Annotated in this window: 14 protein-coding genes; 7 read left to right on the forward strand and 7 right to left on the reverse strand. The window is 56.4% G+C overall.

The window, feature by feature from the left end:
- The first annotated feature begins 46 nt into the window (after nucleotides 1–46).
- From radA to DYU11_RS19385, 3 genes are all read left to right on the forward strand, one after another.
- The gene (gene radA / locus DYU11_RS19375) at nucleotides 47–1432 is read left to right on the forward strand and encodes a DNA repair protein RadA (protein ID WP_119669352.1); all 1386 of its coding nucleotides are present in this window, start codon (nucleotides 47–49) and stop codon (nucleotides 1430–1432) included.
- A 16-nt stretch (nucleotides 1433–1448) separates the two neighbouring features.
- Nucleotides 1449–2177 carry an NRDE family protein gene (locus DYU11_RS19380; RefSeq protein ID WP_119669353.1) on the forward strand — a complete coding sequence of 243 codons (729 nt, stop codon included), beginning with the start codon at nucleotides 1449–1451 and terminating at the stop codon, nucleotides 2175–2177.
- Between the two features lie 65 nt (nucleotides 2178–2242).
- Entirely contained in the window at nucleotides 2243–3235 is a 993-nt protein-coding gene (locus tag DYU11_RS19385; RefSeq protein ID WP_119669354.1) for a 2-hydroxyacid dehydrogenase, read from the forward strand.
- 70 nt (nucleotides 3236–3305) lie between these two features.
- On the opposite strand, the gene DYU11_RS19390 is transcribed toward DYU11_RS19385, so the two are convergent.
- The 4 genes from DYU11_RS19390 to DYU11_RS19405 form a co-directional block, all read right to left on the reverse strand.
- Nucleotides 3306–3773, reverse strand: coding sequence for a hypothetical protein (locus tag DYU11_RS19390; protein WP_119669355.1), 468 nt, complete (start codon nucleotides 3771–3773; stop codon nucleotides 3306–3308).
- 107 nt (nucleotides 3774–3880) lie between these two features.
- Nucleotides 3881–4699, reverse strand: coding sequence for a universal stress protein (locus DYU11_RS19395; protein ID WP_119669356.1), 819 nt, complete (start codon nucleotides 4697–4699; stop codon nucleotides 3881–3883).
- A 64-nt stretch (nucleotides 4700–4763) separates the two neighbouring features.
- Nucleotides 4764–5099, reverse strand: coding sequence for a hypothetical protein (locus tag DYU11_RS19400; protein ID WP_119669357.1), 336 nt, complete (start codon nucleotides 5097–5099; stop codon nucleotides 4764–4766).
- An 84-nt stretch (nucleotides 5100–5183) separates the two neighbouring features.
- Nucleotides 5184–5687, reverse strand: coding sequence for a DinB family protein (locus tag DYU11_RS19405; protein ID WP_119669358.1), 504 nt, complete (start codon nucleotides 5685–5687; stop codon nucleotides 5184–5186).
- A gap of 146 nt (nucleotides 5688–5833) precedes the next feature.
- On the opposite strand from DYU11_RS19405, the gene DYU11_RS19410 reads away from it, so the two are divergent.
- On the forward strand, nucleotides 5834–6703 hold the full coding sequence (locus tag DYU11_RS19410; RefSeq protein WP_119669359.1) for an alpha/beta fold hydrolase: 870 nt from the start codon (nucleotides 5834–5836) through the stop codon (nucleotides 6701–6703).
- A 73-nt stretch (nucleotides 6704–6776) separates the two neighbouring features.
- Here the strand turns inward: DYU11_RS19410 and DYU11_RS19415 are convergent, their stop codons facing one another.
- The 3 genes from DYU11_RS19415 to DYU11_RS19425 form a co-directional block, all read right to left on the reverse strand.
- A complete protein-coding gene (locus DYU11_RS19415) occupies nucleotides 6777–12275 on the reverse strand; it encodes a DUF8508 domain-containing protein (RefSeq protein ID WP_119669360.1) in 5499 nt (1832 codons plus the stop codon).
- Nucleotides 12276–12442: 167 nt separating this feature from the next.
- A complete protein-coding gene (locus DYU11_RS19420) occupies nucleotides 12443–12841 on the reverse strand; it encodes a LytR/AlgR family response regulator transcription factor (protein WP_119669361.1) in 399 nt (132 codons plus the stop codon).
- A 245-nt stretch (nucleotides 12842–13086) separates the two neighbouring features.
- A complete protein-coding gene (locus DYU11_RS19425) occupies nucleotides 13087–17100 on the reverse strand; it encodes a hybrid sensor histidine kinase/response regulator transcription factor (protein WP_119669362.1) in 4014 nt (1337 codons plus the stop codon).
- 156 nt (nucleotides 17101–17256) lie between these two features.
- Here DYU11_RS19425 and DYU11_RS19430 point away from each other — a divergent pair, with 156 nt between their 5' ends.
- The 3 genes from DYU11_RS19430 (at nucleotide 17257) to DYU11_RS19440 (ending at nucleotide 19686) form a co-directional block, all read left to right on the forward strand.
- A complete protein-coding gene (locus DYU11_RS19430; protein WP_119669363.1) occupies nucleotides 17257–17712 on the forward strand; it encodes an SRPBCC family protein in 456 nt (151 codons plus the stop codon).
- A 191-nt stretch (nucleotides 17713–17903) separates the two neighbouring features.
- Nucleotides 17904–19148 carry a dicarboxylate/amino acid:cation symporter gene (locus tag DYU11_RS19435; protein WP_119669364.1) on the forward strand — a complete coding sequence of 415 codons (1245 nt, stop codon included), beginning with the start codon at nucleotides 17904–17906 and terminating at the stop codon, nucleotides 19146–19148.
- A 100-nt stretch (nucleotides 19149–19248) separates the two neighbouring features.
- A complete protein-coding gene (locus tag DYU11_RS19440; protein WP_119669465.1) occupies nucleotides 19249–19686 on the forward strand; it encodes a chromate transporter in 438 nt (145 codons plus the stop codon).
- The last annotated feature ends 68 nt before the right edge of the window (nucleotides 19687–19754 follow it).

Consider the following 19754-nt stretch of genomic DNA (forward strand, 5'->3'; position numbering starts at 1 on the left):
TAAATTCCGTTAGTTTTCGTATCTTATACCGTATTGTGTACTCTCAATGGCCAAGCTAAAAACCACCTATTTTTGTCAGAATTGTGGCCACCAGTCGGCCAAATGGCTGGGACGCTGCCCCTCTTGCGGGGAGTGGAATACCTTCGTTGAAGAGCTGGTTCAGAAAGACGAACCGGAGAAAGGAGGCTGGCGAAATCCATCGTCCGGTCCGGGGGGCATCAAAACGGCTCCCAAACCCAAAGCGCTTCACGCGATCAACTACGAAGAACAACCCCGGCTGACGACAACCGATGGCGAACTGAACCGGGTGCTCGGCGGAGGCATCGTTCCCGGTTCGCTGGTCCTGATTGGGGGGGAGCCGGGAATCGGTAAATCGACCCTGCTGCTTCAGATCGCCCTGAGCCTCGCCGGAATGCGGGTCCTCTACGTATCAGGGGAGGAAAGTGAACAGCAGATCAAAATGCGGGCCGAACGGCTGGACGCGCCAACGTCCGATTGCCACATCATGACCGAAACCTCGACGCAGAGTATTTTTCGCGTCGTCGAGCACTTTGAACCGGAGGTGCTGATTATCGACTCCATCCAGACCATGCAGTCGTCGCTGGTCGAATCGGGAGCGGGGAGTGTGTCGCAGGTGCGGGAGTGCACGGCCGAGTTCATGAAATACGCCAAGGAAAGCGGTACGCCGGTGTTCATGATCGGGCATATTACCAAAGAAGGCTCGCTGGCCGGTCCGAAAGTACTGGAACACATGGTCGATACGGTGCTGACGTTTGAGGGTGACCGCCACACAACCTACCGGATTCTGCGGACCACCAAGAACCGCTTCGGCAGCACCTCCGAACTGGGGATTTATGAAATGTTGGGCTCCGGACTGCGGCAGGTAACGAACCCGTCGGAGATCCTGATTTCGCAGCGCGACGAAGCCCTGAGTGGTGTGTCTATCGGGTCGATGCTGGAAGGCAACCGGCCACTGATGATTGAACTTCAGGCGCTGGTCAGTGTGGCCACCTACGGAACCCCTCAGCGGAGCAGCACGGGCTTCGATGCCAAGCGGCTTCAGATGCTGCTGGCCGTACTCGAAAAGCGGGGCGGGTTCCGGCTCGGACAGCAGGACGTGTTCCTGAACGTAGCCGGTGGCCTGAAAGTCGAAGACCCGGCTATCGATCTGGCCGTTTGCGCGGCCATCGTGTCCAGCTACGAGGATATTGCCATTCCGCCGTCGGTAGCATTCGCGGGCGAAGTGGGGCTGGGGGGCGAAGTGCGGGCCGTCAGCCGCATTGATTCGCGCATTGCCGAAGCCGAGAAACTGGGTTTCAAGCAGATTTACGTATCGCGCTACAACCTGAAAGGGTTGGAAACCAGCAGTTTTAAAATTCATATCAAGCCCGTCTCAAAGCTGGACGAAGTCTTCCAGGGGGTATTGTTGTAAACAACTTAACCAACGTATGTGCGTCGTTACCCTCCTGCCGCTGCCCGATGGGTTTGTGTTAACCACCAATCGGGATGAACATCATAGCCGCCCCCGGGCGATTCCCGCTCAGTCGTATGTGATTGGCGGGCGAACCGTTACGTTTCCCAAAGATCCGCTCGGGGGCGGAACCTGGGTGGCGGCTTCGGCCGATGTTACGCTTTGTCTGCTCAATGGGGCCTTCGAAAAGCACAAACACGAGCCGCCGTACCGACGGAGCCGGGGCCTGGTGGTGCTGGACTTTTTTGACTTCGGTGAGCCACGCCGGTTTGCGGATGGGTATAATTTTGAAGGAATCGAGCCGTTTACGCTCGTGGTTGTGCAACGGCAGTTGGAAGAACTGCTGGTTCATGAGCTGCGCTGGAACGGCCAGCAGATTTACCTGCGCGATATGCCCGGCCATTTGCCCCACGTCTGGTCGTCGGTTACCCTGTACGACGCCGATACGGCCGCCCTTCGCAAAACGTGGTTCGCTGATTTTTTGAAAGCGCAGCCACACTTTACCCCCGACGACGTATTCGGCTTTCACCAGACGGCCGGTATCGGCGATCCGCAGCAGGACTACGTCGTGAGGTTGCCCAACGGCGTCCGGACGGTGAGTATTACGCAGGTAGTACAAACGGGGTCGACGCCGGCCATGCGGTATCTGTCCCTGGGGTCGGACGAGCCGTTGTCCGAAGTGAAGCCGAATCAGGTTATGGGCTGATACAGATCATAGTCCGGCGGGTAGAAAGGTGGCAGTTTTGTCCTGATCAAAAACGGACAACACGTATGCGAATCGCCTTTTTTAACACCAAAGCCTACGAACGGCCCTGGTTCGAGCAGTACCGGGGGCATCATCAGATCAGCTTTTTTGACGAGCCCCTTACGACCTTCCACGCCGAGCTGGCCAGTGGGCACCAGGCGGTTTGCGCCTTTGTTCAGGACAACCTCTCGAAGCCGACGCTGAAAGCCCTCAAAGAGGCCGGGGTCAGTATTGTCGCCATGCGGTGCGCCGGGCTGGATAATGTGGATCTGGAAACCGCTGAGCAATTGGGCCTGACCGTCATCAACGTCCCCGACTATTCTCCTTTTGCCGTGGCCGAGCAGGCGGTAACGCTGGTGCTGGGACTCATGCGCCACCTGACCGAGGCTAGCAAACGCGTTGAGGCCGGAAATTTCACAATTAACGGACTGGTAGGTACGGAGCTGCACGGCAAAACGGTCGGCGTAGTCGGTACGGGGCATATCGGCCGTGCGTTCTGCCAGATTATGCTTGGATTTGGCTGCCGGGTCATTGCCTACGACATCAGGCCCGGCGCTCAGCTCATGCGACTGGGGGTTCAGTACGTGTCGATGAATGAGCTGCTGACCCAATCCGACGTGCTGGCCCTGCACTGTCCACTGAACGAAACAACGAAGAACATGATCGATGCCGACGCCCTGGCAGCCATGAAGCCGACGGCAATCCTGATCAACACCAGTCGGGGTAAGATAGTGGATACAGATGCCGTGCTAACAGCCTTAAACCAGGGTCGGCTGGCTGGCTATGGTGCTGATGTGTATGAGCAGGAAGCCAACTGGTTTGGCCGGGACTGGTCGCTGGAAGGGGTTGGCGATGACTTGTTGAACCGGCTCCGCAGCCATCCGCGCGTACTGTTGACGGCCCACCAGGGATTCCTGACCGAAGAAGCCCTTTGCCAGATTGCCCGCAGTCTGCTGAATAAACTGAGCTTCCACGAAGGCCGCCAGCTGGAAGGCATTACCCACGCATCAATGTGCTGAGCTTAACCCAGCCCCTGACCAAAAAAGCCGACGTATCGTCGGCTTTTTTGGTCAGGGGCTGAATAACAGGTTAACACGCTACGGCAAAAACGGCCGGTGGAAGCAGGGCAACACAACCAGGCTGACTATCCCGGAACGTGCCGGCCGGAGTTGTAAGGCAGCGAACCTGAGTCTGGGTTTGATTCACTACCGCCAGTAAAGCAAGCGACAAAACCGGCTGCTGATCAATCACCAGCAGGTAGTCGTATTTCCGGATGATGAGGTGGAGTTGGAGCGCCAGGTAAAAGTCGGCCAGCAGGGTTTCGGTCCGCAGGTCGCCCAATCCGCTGTTCAGCAGTTCGTTGGCCCATTGCCGGAGCCGGGATTCGGCCTGTTGTTTGGCTGTTCGGGCGGTTTCTTTGGTCAGCGGTTGGTCGGAATCAAGGTCGTATGGATGCACAACCGTAAGTCGCACGGGTTCCTCAGTTGAGGACCAGTATTCGTGTAACCGCTGGGGCGACTCGCCGGAGCAGTTGGTGATACACAGGGCCGTTTTCATGAATGATGACCGAAGAAGGTGTTTATAGCGACAGCCCCGGTTAGGCGGGGCTGTTGGCGTTACGGAAAGCGTTGGGTCAATACGTTATAAACCCGAAGCGAGGAAGGTCAGGCCACGGCCAGCAGTGGGATGTCGGTCAGGCGGGCTACCCGTTGCGTGTTGCCTTCGCTGAAGAGCCGGGCAAACCAGCCGTGTACCTGTGGCAGCATCATAATCAAATCCGCTTTACTGGCCTGGGCAAAGCCGAGCAGGGCGTCAAAAATTTCATCACCAGCCTGGATAGTCAGCGTATGCGGTACGTCGCGCAGCAGGTGCCGGATGTTGAGGGCCCGTTCGCGGATGGCAGGCGCTTCGGGTCGGTCATTGATACACAGTATGTTCACCACCGCGCCCAGACCCCCTACCAGTCGAATGGCCGCATCGAAGGCAATCACATCGGGCGGGGTGTCCAGGTCAACACCCAGCACAATGTTTTTCACGGGCGCATACGTTACGCCGGGGGGAATCAGCAGCAGGGGCACACTGGTCAGCGGGATCATATCGGTGGCAATGCTGCCGAACAACTGAGCACTTTGAGGAGCCGTCCCGACCGTCGACATAATCAGCAGGTCGGCCTGCATGTTCCGGATCGTTTGCTGAATGGAGGGCAGGGTAAATCCTTCTTTCAATACGTACTGAATGCTTACCGGACCGCCGGCATAGGCATGCAGATCGGCTCCCAGCTGCTTCATGGCTTTCTCGCTTTGCTCCCGAATCGACCGTACGCTCAGCGGAAAATCGCCCGCCTTGATCGGATTCTCGGGTGGGTAATGATAGGCGTGCAGCAGCACAAGGGTAGCCTGCCAGTCGCGGGCGAGCCGGACGGCGTAGCGGGCAGCATTGGTGGCATTGGCCGAAAAGTCGGTAGCCAGGACGATCGTTTTCATAGGATTAAGGGGGTTGGAACCGGCACCCCGGCAACTGGCCTTGTCCAGCCGCCGGGGTGGGTTATCAGTACAAAAGGTTGACGAGAATCAGTGCTGCGTGTAGAAGCAGGCTGAGGGCGAAGGCCGGAAAAATGTACTTGACCGGCTGAGCCGCCAGTATAGGAATCAGCACCATCAGAAAACTCAGGTTACCGACCAGAAACTGCCAGTCGCCCCCGCCGAAATAGGCCATGATCAGCAACAGAGCCGGAGACAGCACACAGCCCTGAATGGTCAGTACGGTAGCGGCCCAGCCAATGCGGTTAAATTCAGCTTTTTCGATGAACTGGTTATAGGCAGTAAGCCACCCGGTCTGGGTGTTGCTGGTGTAGGTTGCGGTCGAATGCGTGATCGTTGCCATGTTGTTGTGTTATTTGGATACACAAAACAAGGCATGCCCGGCCGCCCCGGGCATGAGTCACGTTAGGCAGTAACCTGATTTTGATCAGTCGGCCGGAAGCAGATAAAGGCCCATCGGTTCGCCCAGCGAGCGCAGGGAGCCGCCCAGTTTCAGGATCGTAAAGAAGTGGTGTGCTTCGTGCAGCAGAAAAAATTCCGCCCACCCCTCGGCCGTCATGGCTCCGTATACCGGATGAATGCCCGTTCGGGTCAGTTGTTCTTCGCGCAGGATACTCAGGAAAGCGTTCAGGACGGCCCGTTCGCCCCGGAGCCGTTCTACCAGCGACAAGACCGAAAGCTGGGTCCACTCGCCAAACCCGGCGTCCTCATCAGCCACGTACCGCTCGAAGGTGGGGGTGTCTTCTTCCTGAATCTGCCTGATCCGCTCCGAAAACACTTCCTGATACCGACCGAGGTGAGCCAGGTTTTCAAAAATTGACCATTTCTCGGGCTGAGGGCGCTGGCGGATTTGAGATTCTGTCAGGCCAAACAGCAGGTGATCAAGGGCGTCGGGCTGATCGGTCAGCCGGGAAAGTATAGTCGGTTTCATGGGGTAAAGATAAGGTCGAAACTAAAGTAGCGCGAACCGTGCGCTCATGAATGGGAAGTTGGCTGTTGACTCGGTTTTTAAGAACTATTACATCTATAGGGAGTTGGAAATCGTAGTTACTACGTTCACAAAAACCAATCAATGTTATGAGTTACATTAAAGCAGGCACCGACCGTGCCGGACATCCCGTCAATCTCTACTACCAGGACTGGGGCCAGGGCGATCCCGTGGTGCTGATTCACGGCTGGCCGCTGAGCCACGAAATGTGGGACTACCAGATGACCGAGCTGCCCAAGCACAACCTGCGCTGCATTGCCTATGATCGACGTGGTTTCGGTAAGTCGTCGAAACCCTGGGCCGGCTACGACTACGATACCCTGGCCGACGATTTGAAAGCGGTTCTGGATGAACTTGACCTGCAGAACGTTACGTTGGTTGGCTTTTCCATGGGCGGGGGTGAAGTGGCCCGGTACATGAGCCGACACGGGGGTGCCCGGGTTGCCAAAGTGGCCTTCATCAGTGCCGTTACGCCGTATCTGCTCAAGACGAACGATAATCCGGATGGCGTCGACAAGGACGTGTTTGATGAAATCATCACGAATCTTAACAAAGACCGCGCTGATTTCCTGCAAACGTTTGGCAAGCAGTTTTATGGGGTTAACCTGATCAGCCACCCGGTCAGCCAGGCGCATCTGGACGGTGACTTCATGCGGGCGTATCTGGCTTCGCCCAAAGCGACCATCGACTGCGCCCATGCGTTTGCCGAAACGGATTTCCGCGATGACCTGGCTACCATCAACGTACCGGCGCTGATCGTTCACGGTGATTCCGACAAGACCGTGCCGATTGAGGCTTCGGGCGAGCGGACGGCTCAGGCCCTGCCCACGGCGCACTACATCGTGTACGACGGCGCTCCGCATGGTCTGTTCTTCACCGAGAAAGACCGGCTGACGCGCGACCTGCTGGAGTTTATTCAGCAGCCGGTGAGCGTACGGACATCAAGCCCGACGTATTAATTAACCGGCTGTCAAAAACGCAGAAGCCCCGGCCGTATGGCCGGGGCTTCTGCGTTTTTGACGATTAACCGAACTACTGGCGAACTACCTTCACCAGTTTCGTCTGGGTTGGCGTGCTTACCTGCAGCAGGTACATACCCGATGAGCGGCCCAGATGCAACTGGTGGCGCTCAACCGAAGATGCCTGTTTGACGGCTGTTTCGCTCTGGATCCGGCCTTGCAGATCCGTTACGCGCAAGGTCAGTGACTGACCCGCTGCACCGCGCACCTCAAACTCGACAGACTCGTTCGAGGTCGGGTTGCCCAGTACGCTTACCGACAGCGGAGCCGACTCAGGAGCCGCCATCCGGGCGTTCTGACTGTTGCAGGCGGCCAGCCAGTTGTAAGTGAAGCTGGCTTCGGTCGGCGTACCCTGCTGGGTAGCCTTCAGCACAATCGTGGGATTGTCGGTATACAGATTCAGCGAGTAGGGGCCCGGCTGGGTGGTGGGCAGGAACTCGTTGACTACCGAGAAGCTTACCGGCTGACCATTCAGACCGCTGTACTGCGGGTTAAACGTTACCCGGCGCAGATTAGCCGACAGTGACTGACAGCTTACCGTCGTTACTCCGGTGATGGCAAATGAGCCACCGCCGTCGACTGGGTTAACCACCGTCAGGGTGAACTGGGTGCTGGCTGTCAGACTACCCGGATCAGTAGCCGTTACGGTTACGGCTGACACCCCGGTTGTCGACGGCGTACCGCTGATCACCCCGTTAGTCAGGCTCAGACCGTCCGGCAGATTCGTTGCGGCAAACGACAACCCGTTAGGTGTTTCGGTATCGGTAAACGAAGAGGCTACGTTCAGACTGAAGGGCTGACCGGCCGTGGCCGTCTGGTTGGCAATACCGGTTGTGGTCGGGGCCGTGTTGGTCGTGCCACCGCCCTGGTTGTTGTTACAAGCCGCCAGCCAGTTGTAGGTAAAGCTGGCTTCGGTCGGCGTACCCTGCTGGGTAGCCTTCAGCACAATCGTCGGGTTGTCTGTGTACAACTCCAGGGAATACGGACCCGGCTGGGTTGTCGGAACCAGTTCGTTGACCACCGAGAAGCTTACCGGCTGCCCATTCAGACCGCTGTACTGCGGGTTGAAGACAACCTGACGACGATTGGCCGTGATCGTAAAGCAGTTGACCGTCGTAACGCTGGTGATCGCGAATGAACCGCCACTGATCGGGTTGACCACGTTCAGCGTAAAGCTGGTTTCAACAAACAGATTGCCCGGGTCAGTTGCCCGAACCGACACGGTTGATACCCCGGTTGTCGACGGCGTACCGCTGATTACCCCGTTAGTCAGGCTCAGACCGTCCGGCAGACCGCTGGCCGTGAAGCTCAGGCTGCCCGGCGTTTCGGCATCGTTAAACGAAGAAGCTACGTTCAGACTGAAGGGCTGACCGGCCGTGGCCGTCTGGTTGGCAATACCGGTTGTGGTCGGAGCCGTGTTGGTCGTGCCACCGCCCTGGTTGTTGTTACAAGCCGCCAGCCAGTTGTAGGTAAAGCTGGCTTCGGTCGGCGTACCCTGCTGGGTAGCTTTCAGTACGATCGTCGGATTGTCGGTATACAGATTCAGCGAGTAGGGGCCCGGTTGGGTGGTGGGCAGGAACTCGTTGGCCACCGAGAAGCTTACCGGCTGCCCATTCAGACCACTGTACTGCGGGTTGAAGACAACCTGACGCTGATTGGCCGTGATCGTGAAGCAGTTGACCGTCGTTACACCCGTGATGGCAAATGGACCACTCACAACCGGTGCCGGATTGATCGTCAGCGTGAACTGGGTGCTGGCTGTCAGACTGCCCGGATCAGTAGCCGTGACCGTCACCGTGAAGGGGCTGCCCACCGTCGTCGATGGCGTACCCGAGATGACACCGTTACTCAGACTCAGCTCCGCGGGCAGACCGCTGGCCGTAATCGTCAGGGCGTTGGGCGTTTCGGCGTCACTGAATGCAGACGCTACGTTCAGGCTGAAGGGCTGGCCGACGGTGGCCGTCTGGTTGGCGATGCCCGTAGTAGTCGGGGCCGTGTTGGTCGGTGGCGCTTCGCTTACCGTCACGCTTACCGTACCAGTGATGGTCTGGCTCGTTGGGGCCGTTGCGTCGGTTACCGTCACGGTGAAGGTCTGCACCCCGGTCGACAGGCCGGATACGCTGGCTGTGTTGCTGGTCGGGCTCTGGGTGATCGTACCCGGACCGGCAAACGCAAAGCTGTAGGGCGTGGTGCCACCGGATACCGTAGCCGACAGGGTAGTGGTGCCGGTGGTTAGGATCTGGTTTGGGCTGGCCGTCAGCGTCAGCGCCAACGGCGTAGCTACTGGAGCAATAGTAAACCGGGCTACCAGCGGATCGTGATCGCTCAACTGATCGGTAAATTCGGAATTGATGTGTACAACATCAAATGCGTCCAGTTTGCTGAACAGACCGTTGCTCACCAGGATGTGGTCAATGGCCTGCGCGTTACCTTCAAAGTTGTACGTAAAGCGCTCGTTGACAGGCAGCGTTTCGACCAGGTTGTTCAGCACTTTCGTCTGTCCCTGCACTTCCCCTTCCAGAATCTGCATAGCGGGGAAGAACTGGAACTCGTTGAAGTCACCAACAACGGCAACGTTGGCGTTCGGGTTAACCGCCAGAAGATTATCGACAAACTGGTTGACGATGGCGGCCTGCGATTCACGCGCTGACTGGCCTCCCTGGGTCGGCGGCTGAATCCGCTCGTACAGGGCATCGCTGCCCCCCCGAGAGGTAAAGTGATTGCCAATGACGAACACCGTCTGGCCATTGAAAACGAACTCCCCTACCAACGGCTTCCGGCTGCCGGTAAACGCCGAATTCGTCGGATCAATCAGACCCGGACTTAGCGTTAATTGCGGGTTGCCCGAGGCATTGCTGACCGAGGTTGGAGTCGTAGCATTACCGCCCGGCCGATCAACGAACGTAACCCGATTCGGGTTGAACAGGAAGCCAACCCGGATGTTGCCGCCCGGCTCACCGCCGTTGGTGTCGTCCACGGGGTTGATCTGACGGAACTGATACGTTGGACCGCCGGCCGATGCGATCGCATTGATCAGCGTCTGGAACGTTGTACCGGCATCAACAACCGCATCATTCGTGGCTCCGTTATTGTCCTGAATTTCTTCCAGACTGATGATGTCCGGCGACTTCAGGTTGTCGATGATAGCCGAAGCCAGCGCGTTGAAACGAGCCGCACCGTCGCTCGGATCCAGGTTCTCAACGTTGAACGTAGCAACCGTCAACTGGTTAGCGGTGCCCGTTACTGACGTGGCTTCCTTCGTAAGTGTACTTGACGTAGCAATGCTTACCGCCGATGTAGTCAGGATTTCGTATTCTCCGAAAGCATAATCAACCACACCGACGATCGTATTGAGCTGCGTGCCTGAGTTGGCGTTGTCCAACGTGTTGGTAGCCGCCAGTACGTCATCAATCTGAATGGATTCAGGGTTGAAGTCGCTGTTGTCGCCAAACGCATTGTTGACGTCAGTAGCGTCGTTGCCGCTCACCGTGATGCTGCCGCGGCTGTTAACCCCGCTGGCACCGGCACCCCCGTCGGCCAGCACCCAAATCTCGTTGTTTGTGTTCAGCAGGCCGGTCGTAACGGGGTTATTGATCTGCACCCGCATACCTTCCAGACTCTCGTAGAAATCGATGCCGTCCTGAGCCGGGTCGAATACCGACTGTTCCACATCACCATTCTGGGGGAAATCATTGCTGATAACCCGGTTCGGAATGGTGCGGATACCGGGACCAGAGTTGGCGCTGATCACCGTCGGAGCCGGCAGCGGATTCCCGCTGGATACTACCGTTACCGTAGGCGAGATGATCTGTGTTGTACTCAGGTTCTCCGCGTCACTACCCGGACGGAACTCATTTACGGTACCAGAGACCGTAACGGACTCACCCACGGTGCGGCCGGAGGCTGATGACGTGAAGACAAAGATACCTTCCGACGTATTGTCGTTGCCGTCTGGGTTCGGGTCTTCCATGTAGAACCCGTTGCTCCGGACAACCGTTACGATACCCGGTACGCCGATTACCTGCTGGCCGTTCAGCGTCGACACGTGGCCGGCCCCCTGAATGTCGTGGATGCGGATGACGTCGTTGTCAGTGATCGTTGCCGTGGCCGACGTAGTGGCACCCAGATCGTAGGGCACCCCATCCACCAGCGTAAGAATCACCGTTTCGTTCGCATCGGAAACGTTGTCATCTGTCGGCGTAATCGTGATCGCTACCGCCGATTGAGCTGCCGGAATCGTTACCGTTCCGGATAGTGTTGGGGTATAATCGGTTCCGTTGGTGGCCGTTCCGCCAACCGTATAGGTTACGTCCAGTGGATCCGTCACAGCGCCGGTGCGGCTGATGGTAAACGTAATGGGATCCTGACCGGCTTCGGCACCTGCAGCGTCTGTAGCGGCAATCGATACGACCGGGCCAGTGGGTACGTCGTCGTTGATAATAGTTCCCTGACCTTGTCCATCAGTGAGCGACGCCCCTGTCACATTGGTTATATTAACAAAGAATGTTTCATTCGATTCAGAGGAGACATCGCCATTGACCGTCACAAAAAACGAGTACGTGCTGCTCCCCGCCGGAATCGTCTGTCCGGTAAGTGAGTTAACCACATAATCATTATCCGACGAAGTGGCCGTGTTATCGGCAGTGGCAATATCGAATGTAACTCCACCTGGTCCCGCAGGGGATGAAAGACTTACCGTAAACTCGAACGTGGTAGTGCCACTGTTGCCTTCGTTTAAGGAAACATCGTTGATGGCTAAACCAGGCACGGCAGGGCCGGCAGTAGTGGCCGTAACCGTCAGATCATCAATGGACAGGCCATGGTCCGATCCCGTATGATCCGGATCATACCAGCGAAGCATGACTTCCGAACCATTCGGAATGGATACATCAATCGTTACGTCTTTGACCGTGCGATTGGCATCAAGATTACCATTAAGCGGCCCGGCAGAACCGCCCGTAATCGGACTGGTAAAGTCCAGACCGCTTACGGCAGTATAGCCGGTCGGCAGGGCGCTACCCGGGGTAGTTGTGGTGATCGGGCTGGCTGAAACCAGGTATGAAAAGGCAACCGTCTGCGCAGCCGCAGCCCCGTTTCGCCATTGCTCACCCGTATATTGTACACGCAGGGAGGTAATGGTAGATCCGGTTTCGTTTTTTAACCGATAGCCATACGTGAAATTACCGGCGGCTGCATTACCTGATCCAACTGAACCAAGGGCACGGTCAGTTTCAGTGCCAGTACCGTAGCTGTATAAATTTCCGGCGTTACTACTTCCGTCATTGGCAACAATGGTAGTGCCGGTTCCTGTCCGCTCCCCATAAACGCCTGGAAGCGTCGAATTTTGTGTGAACGTCCCATTGCTTGAGGTGATCAGTGAGTTAAAGTTCTGGGAAACCGTGAAACTGCCAGGCCCGAAAGACACCTGCGCCCATACTGCGCTCACTGGTGCCAGCAAAAGCACCATCAACCAGAGCCATATCTGCATGGTCTGTCGTAATTGTTTGTTCATAAAGTTTTGGGTTGATTTAACTGCGGCAAAGCTACGGGGATAGACCCGGAGTTATGTTAATTAATTGTTATGAAGGTGTCTTTTATAACACTATCCAGCCAGTGGGCTTTTAAACGCAAAAGCCCCGACCGAACGGCCGGGGCTTTTGCGTTTACTATACAATTCAGTTAGTTCAGATGCGACAGGTTACCGATCAACTGACGGCGAACCGTGCTCCAGCGACGACGGGATACGGGCAGAACGTCGCCCGTCGTGAGGTGGACCAAACCACCTGTTTCAGTCCGCTCCAGCCGCTCAACGTACCGACGGTTAACTACGCAGTTGCGGTGCAACCGGATAAACCATTCTGACGGTAGTTTGGGCGTATAATATTTCAGCGTGCGGGGCATCAGCATGCGCCGACCATCCATCCAGTTCAGCCAGCTATAGTTGGCTACTGCCTGCATGTATACAAGATCACTCACGGGAAACGATTGACGACCGGTCTCTCGAATGTACAGTTTCAGGGGAGGCCATTCGATTTGTGTGGAACGGGCCGAGGATACGGCAGAGGAGAAGTACGTCATGAGTTTTTGGTTTTGGTGTTTTGCTAAAAGTTGGACAAATCAATTACTGAACAATGTTACAAGGTGGGGGGATAAAAGGCTTGTTCGTTCGTAACACGGGCTATCAAATTTGTAACATGGGGTATTAATGACCCTGATTCTGGTGTAAACGGTAGCTTTGCGGGTATAAACAACAATAAAGCGCCCAGCTTGCAGCCGTCGGATTAAAGGCTGTAAACTGGGCGCTTTGGTACTTTTTGAATTATTCAGGCCGATTTGAGACGGTTCTGATCAGCAAATTCAGATGGCGTAACTCCGTACTGTTCTTTGAAAACGCGGGAGAAGTAGGCGGGTGCTTCAAAACCAACCCGGTAGGCTACTTCTGACACGGGAACGTTGGTTGCCAGCAACTCGGCGGCCCGGTTCAGCCGCACCGCCCGGATCAGTTCATTAGCCGACATGCCGGTCAGCGCTTTCAGTTTGCGGTGCAGGTGCATCCGGCTCATATTGACTGAGTAGGCCAGGGGCTCAACGCCAAATGTGGAGTCGTCGAGGTGCGCTTCGAGCGTCGAATAAACCTTGTTCAGGAAGTCGTCATCGACCGTCGTCTGGGGCGTTGGAGAGGGGATGTTCCCTTCGCGCAGCAACTGGGTCCGGTAATGCACCCGAATCCGGCGCTGCTGTTCAAGTCGGTTCCGGATGCGCCAGCGCAGTTCCTCGACCGAAAACGGTTTGGCCAGGTAATCATCGGCGCCGGCCGTAAAGCCTTCAACCCGGCTGTCCGGTGAGGCCCGGGCCGTCAGCAGGATAATAGGAATGTGGCTGGTCAGCGGATTTTCCTTCAGCGTCCGGCATAGTTCATACCCGCTGAGTTCGGGCATGAGTACGTCGCTGATGATCAGATCCGGACAATCCATCAGGGCCAGTTCAATCCCGGCCTGTCCGTTACCGGCGCGGGTAATCTGCCAGTAAGGACTGAGTACGTCGGTGACGTAGGCGGCAATATCGTCATTGTCTTCCACCAGCAGGATATGAGCTGGATCAGGCGATGACGCAGCGGTTGCGGTGGGTTCGAGCGGCTGGGTCGACAGCCGGACGGGTAGCGGCTGAACGATGGGCTCGTCAACAAGTCCGGTCGCCCGGGCAAGCCGGCACGGCAGCTCTACCGTGAAGGTGGTCCCTTGTCCGGGGCGGCTTTCGACATTAATCGTTCCCTGCATGGCATCCACCAGTTCTTTCGCCAGCGCAAGACCGATGCCGGAGCCGACGGCTGAGCGGCTGGCCGTCTGATCGACCTGGTAGAACCGGTCGAAGATGTGCGGCAGTTTATGCCGGGCAATGCCCACTCCCGTATCCGTTACGGTGAGCCGAACGAGGCTGTTAGGTACGTCATCGGCTGCACCCGTACGCTCGCTGAGCAGACGGCTGGCAAGGTGTACGTCTACCGTACCCTGCTGACCGGTGAATTTCAGGGCATTGGCCACCAGATTGTTGATCACCTTTTCCAGCTTGTCGGTATCGAACCAGTAAAACCGGTGCATGGTCTGGTGGTCTACCTGCAGGCGGATCTGCCGACGGTCAGCTTCATCGGCAAATGAACTTACGCACTGCTCTACAAACCCGACTAAATCGCCCGGCGATTCTTTCACGGGCAGGCTACCGGCTTCCAGCTTGGCCAGATCGAGCAGCTGATTGATGAGCCGAAGCAGCTGACTGGCATTCCGGTAGGCCGTTGAGAGCCGGCTGTGATGCTGAGGGGAGGTGATTTCCCGCAGCAGCTCTTCCAGTGGGGCCAGAATGAGGGTCAACGGCGTTCGGAACTCATGGGTAATGTTGGAAAAAAAGCGGGACTTTATTTCGTCGAGGGCTTTGAGCTGCAGCGATTCCTGTTCGCGAAGTTCCATGCGGTGCCGCATCTGCACCCGTTTGACCCGTACCCGCACAAACCAGGCAACGGCACCCAACAGCATCAGTCCATACAACACGTAGGCCCACCACGTCGCCCAGATCGGTGGTTCAATGATGACCCGTATCTGGTGCAGATGCGGACTCCAGATGCCCGACGTATTGGAGCTGTTTACGACCAGGTTGTAAGTGCCGGGCGAAAGGTTCGTGTAGGTTGCCGTAGCCTGCGTACCACTGTAGACCCAGTCGTCGTCCAGCCCGATTAGTTTGTACCGGTACTGGTTTTTGGCACTGCGGTTAAACTGTAGCGCGGCAAAATCGAACGACAGGAAGTTCTGTCGGTGATCCAGAATGATTTCCTTAACCTCATTGATGGTTTCCCGAATGGGTGATTCCGGATCGCTGGCGTTGACGGGCTGGTTGTTGATACGCAGGGCGGTGAGGGCAACAACGGGCTTAAAGCCGTCTTCACGGACGCGCCGGGGGTTAAAGACCGTGTAGCCATTTACCCCGCCGAAAACGATCCGGCCGTCGGGCAGTACTACGTCGTGAAACCGGTTGAACTCATCGCCGGGCAATCCATCGTCGGACGTATAGCTTCGCACCTCGAACGTATTGATGTCGAACCAGCACAGCCCCCGGTTGGTACTCAGCCACAAGTGCCCGTGGCCATCGGGACGGATGGCGTAGATAACGTTGTTCGGCAGGCCGTTGCGGTCGGTAAACCGCTGGATCTTACCCGTCAGCTTATCCAGCCGGCACAGGCCGTTGCCATAGGTACCGATCCAGAGCGAATTATGCTGCGTTACCGGCTGGGCCAGACACAACAGATCATTGACGGGCAGCGAACTGGATTCGTTCGGAATGCTGGACCAGTGAATCAGGCGGTTGGTCGATAAGTCGGCCCGCAGCAGACCGTGCTGCTGGGTAGCCAGATAGATGCGCCCACCGTCGACCGCCATGGCAACAATCTGGTAGGGATGGTTGGCGGGCAGCGGTAACTGAAAGGCCGTGAAGTTTTTCTGCCCGGCATTGTACCGGACGATCACCCGCTGGTTGGGCCCCAGCAAACCCCACACCTCGCCCTGCTGCCCCATAGCCAGGGCCGTCAGCCGGAACGGACCGTCTGTTAGCCACTTCGCCGGAATGCCGGTGGGTTGAATCGGACTGAACCGCCGGGCAACGGGATCGTAGCGGTAGGGGGGCGTTTTGGCACCGGCTACCCACAGGTTTTTCTGGCTGTCGAACAGGTACCGCAGTGAAAACGACCATTCGTTTCGGATAACCGCCGGGATGGCTGCTTCCGGAATGCCGACCTGCTGGGTCATCCAGTCGACCTGGAAATTCGTTACGTACGGGCGGCCGTTGAACGGCAGTTCATTCAGGTCGTACTTCACGACGCCGTCGCCGGAAGTGCCAATCCACAATACGTTGGAATGATCGACGAGCAGCGACATGGGGGTATACTGCCGTAGTTTAGGATCGGCTGGTACGACGGTCAGACCGGTCTTGTCGCTGTATGAATGCTGATTCACAAAGTCCCGACCCCGGTAATCGGTCGCGAAAACCGGCACCTCACCCGCCTGACTTTCCGGCAATGAAACGAGCCGGCGAACTTTGCCCTGGTCTGGATTGAAGATCGCGAACTGATTCGGAAAGGCCAGCATCAGTTCGCCGTTGGCCCGCCGGTGCAGATCCCATACCCGCGGCTGCGGGAAGCCATGCTGAGTCCCATACGTAACCCACTGACCGCTGGTAAGATCAAACCGATGCAGGCCATCGGCGGCTGCCAGCCAAAGGTGACCCTGGCGGTCGGGAAGGATGGTGCGCAGTACGTGCTGCACCGAATCGTTAACGGCGGCCCAGTGGTGATGCTGAACGGAACCATCGGAACTGAGCCGAAAAAAACCGTTCATCTGCGTGGCTACCCATACGTTCCCCTGCTGATCGGGAGCCAGGCTAACCAGCATATCGCGGCCGAGAGCCTGCCGAAAGGCGGTCGAGTTGGATACCCGTACGGTTTGTTCAGTAACCGGATTGAAGCAGTCGACGTGGTTATTTTCGGTGCGGAGCCAGATACGTCCGCGGGCATCTTCCTTGATTTCGAGAATGCTGCTGAACGAAAGCGACCGGATATTTTCGGGTTCGTGCCGGTATATTTTGAACCGGAGTCCGTCGTATCGGCAAAGCCCGTCGCGGGTGGCCAGCCAGATGAATCCGCGCTGGTCCTGAAGCATGGATTTAACGAATCCCTGGGGTAATCCATTGCGTACGGTGATATACTCAGGCTGATGAGAGAAGGCCCAACCCTGGGTCGCCCATCCCAACAGAACGAGTATTCGTAAACAAATCAGACACCCTAAACGTCGATACATAAACAGAATATTAATTCATTTCTGTGAACGAGAATTTCATCAGACGCATCTCCCCAAATTGGTAGATGTTCCTGTATTTATCAACCTGACAGCCAACGATCTTAGTAAACGGTAAATCGCTCTAACCTGAATGCTACTTCTTCGGTTAATAGTCGTATGCATCTGGTTTTATCTACTTCCGTAACGCAAACGCTGCCCACCGTCTGGTCGGGCTTTGACCGCACCTTGTTCGACAAGCTCAGCCCGCCTTTCCCACCCGTTGATGTGGTCAGGTTTGATGGCTGCCTCAAAGGTGACGTAGTGCATCTGCAACTCAATTTTTTTCTGTTCAAACAGGACTGGATCAGCCATATTGTTGACCAGCAGCAGTCGGAACAGGAAATCTACTTCATAGACGAAGGCACGCGCCTGCCATTTTTTCTGCGCTACTGGCACCATCGGCACCGGCTGGTTCGAATCAGCCCAACCGATGCGGCCGAACAAACCCTGATCATCGACGACATTACGTTCCGAACGCCTTTTTGGCTGATGGACTACCTGATTTATCCAGTATTCTGGCTTCAGTTTGCGTACCGAAAACCCATCTACCGCCGGGTATTCAACAGAAAGTAGTGCGCAGCGGGAACGAAGATACCGGTTAATCAATGTCTTTGCTACAGAAATGTAACCTGGTGTTGCAAAAAAGAGTATGAACGGTTCTTTTTGCCGGACATGTGTACCAGACCGGGTTATTTCAGGGCAGGGACATTTCGGAACTGACAGGATTCCGTTACTTTTGTCTTTAAGGCCTTTTACCTGACTGCATGAAACTACCAAATCTAACCACGCGTATTTTTCTGGGCATGGTGCTCGGGATTCTGATCGGCTACCTGTTTCCGGTTACTGAATCAGGGTTTTCGGGTACCGACCTCAGCATCCTGTCTAAAGTCTTTCTGCGGCTGATCAAAATGATTATCGGTCCGCTTGTGTTTGCCACGCTGGTAGTCGGTATTGCCAAGCTGGGTGATTTTGGTACCGTCGGGCGCATTGGCCTCAAAACGCTGGGGTACTTTTATTTTGCCACCATTCTGTCGCTTATCACGGGCCTGCTGGTGGTGAATATCATGAAACCGGGCGAGGTAATGAGCCTCCCCCTGCCTCCCAAAGGTACCGATACGGGCATTGAAGCCCAGAAACTGACGTTCGAAAACTTTATCACGCATATTTTCCCAAACAGTTTTGCCGAAGCGCTCGCCAACAACGAGATTCTGCAGATTGTGGTGTTCAGTATTTTCTTCGGGGTAGCCGTGGGGGCCATCGGTGAGCAGGGTAAGGTGATGGTGAAAGCCCTCGACGCCCTGTCGCACGTGATGTTTAAGGTGACCAGCTACGTCATGGCGTTTGCGCCGTTTGGGGTGCTGGGCGCCATCGCGGCCGTTGTGGCGCAGCAGGGACTCGGCATCCTGGCCGGATACGCTTACCTGATTCTCTGTTTTTTCGGGGGGCTGCTGTTCTTCCTGTTTGTCGTGCTCTGGGCGATTTGCCTCGTGGTAGGCATTCCCTACGTAGCGCTGCTGAAGGAGGTCCGGACGGCCATTATTCTGTCGTTCAGTACGGCCAGTTCGGAGGCCTCGTTTCCGCAGACCATCGAAGCGTTACGTCGGTTTGGTTGTTCGGAGCGGATCATTTCGTTCGTGCTGCCGCTGGGGTACTCGTTTAATCTCGACGGGTCCATGCTGTACATGACCTTTGCGACGGCCTTCATCGCCCAAGCCTACGGGGTGCCGCTGAGCCTCGAACAGCAGATTACGATGATGCTGACGCTGATGATTACCTCAAAGGGAATCGCGGGCGTACCGCGGGCGTCGCTGGTGATCATCGCCGGAACGATGTCGCTGTTCAACCTGCCGATCGAAGGGCTGGCCCTGCTGCTGGGTATCGACCAGGTGCTGGACATGGGCCGCAGCGCGACGAGTGTGGCCGGAAATGCCGTAGCGACCTGTATCATCTCCAAGTGGGAAGGCGAGTTCCGGACGCAGCCGCGTGAACCGGAGGAAGTGGTGGCGTAACGGGATTGACCGTTCACAAAATCACCGTTGACAGCCTGCTCATAATCTGGTAAGTTAGGGCGTTTGACTCTACGTCGTTTCGCACTAAACCCTCATGAACATGGCACAGCCCGCCGTTCTGGAGTCTGAACTGGCTCCTTATTTTACTACCAAAGCGCCGTTCCAGTTTCCGGTCAATTTCCGGGAAGGATTTGTTAAGTACTGGCCCATCGTGTCGCTGGTACTGCTGCTTATTTCACTGCCTGCTATCCTGGCTTTCCTGGGCATTGGAGCTGCGTTTATGCCCGTATCATTTTTGGGTGGCCTTGGTACGGGCTTTTTCTACACTGTGGTTATGGTTTTCTCATTGATCGGCGTTGTGCTGCGGGCCCTTGCCTTGCCGGGTCTGTTCAACCGTACGCGGTCGGGCTGGGTGTTCAGTTACTACGCCGAATTGCTCAGTATTCTGGGCAGCCTGTTGTCGATCAGCATCATCGGGGTGCTGTTTGGGCTGCTGTTTCTGCTGCTGCTGTTCCAGGTACGTAGCTATTACCGGTGAGCGGCCTAAAACACAAAATGTTGCCACGGCCGCATAGCCGTGGCTTTTTTATGACCATCCATACCGAC

This window comes from Fibrisoma montanum, assembly GCF_003583365.1.
Classification (GTDB): Bacteria; Bacteroidota; Bacteroidia; order Cytophagales; family Spirosomataceae; genus Fibrisoma; species Fibrisoma montanum.

What these genes read in the sequence shown, in the direction of transcription:
- radA (WP_119669352.1), top strand. Translation starts at nt 47, where the DNA reads ATGGCCAAGCTAAAAACCACCTATTTTTGTCAGAATTGTGGCCACCAG.
- DYU11_RS19380 (WP_119669353.1), top strand. Translation starts at nt 1,449, where the DNA reads ATGTGCGTCGTTACCCTCCTGCCGCTGCCCGATGGGTTTGTGTTAACC.
- DYU11_RS19385 (WP_119669354.1), top strand. Translation starts at nt 2,243, where the DNA reads ATGCGAATCGCCTTTTTTAACACCAAAGCCTACGAACGGCCCTGGTTC.
- DYU11_RS19390 (WP_119669355.1), bottom strand. Translation starts at nt 3,773, where the DNA reads ATGAAAACGGCCCTGTGTATCACCAACTGCTCCGGCGAGTCGCCCCAG.
- DYU11_RS19395 (WP_119669356.1), bottom strand. Translation starts at nt 4,699, where the DNA reads ATGAAAACGATCGTCCTGGCTACCGACTTTTCGGCCAATGCCACCAAT.
- DYU11_RS19400 (WP_119669357.1), bottom strand. Translation starts at nt 5,099, where the DNA reads ATGGCAACGATCACGCATTCGACCGCAACCTACACCAGCAACACCCAG.
- DYU11_RS19405 (WP_119669358.1), bottom strand. Translation starts at nt 5,687, where the DNA reads ATGAAACCGACTATACTTTCCCGGCTGACCGATCAGCCCGACGCCCTT.
- DYU11_RS19410 (WP_119669359.1), top strand. Translation starts at nt 5,834, where the DNA reads ATGAGTTACATTAAAGCAGGCACCGACCGTGCCGGACATCCCGTCAAT.
- DYU11_RS19415 (WP_119669360.1), bottom strand. Translation starts at nt 12,275, where the DNA reads ATGAACAAACAATTACGACAGACCATGCAGATATGGCTCTGGTTGATG.
- DYU11_RS19420 (WP_119669361.1), bottom strand. Translation starts at nt 12,841, where the DNA reads ATGACGTACTTCTCCTCTGCCGTATCCTCGGCCCGTTCCACACAAATC.
- DYU11_RS19425 (WP_119669362.1), bottom strand. Translation starts at nt 17,100, where the DNA reads ATGTATCGACGTTTAGGGTGTCTGATTTGTTTACGAATACTCGTTCTG.
- DYU11_RS19430 (WP_119669363.1), top strand. Translation starts at nt 17,257, where the DNA reads ATGCATCTGGTTTTATCTACTTCCGTAACGCAAACGCTGCCCACCGTC.
- DYU11_RS19435 (WP_119669364.1), top strand. Translation starts at nt 17,904, where the DNA reads ATGAAACTACCAAATCTAACCACGCGTATTTTTCTGGGCATGGTGCTC.
- DYU11_RS19440 (WP_119669465.1), top strand. Translation starts at nt 19,249, where the DNA reads ATGGCACAGCCCGCCGTTCTGGAGTCTGAACTGGCTCCTTATTTTACT.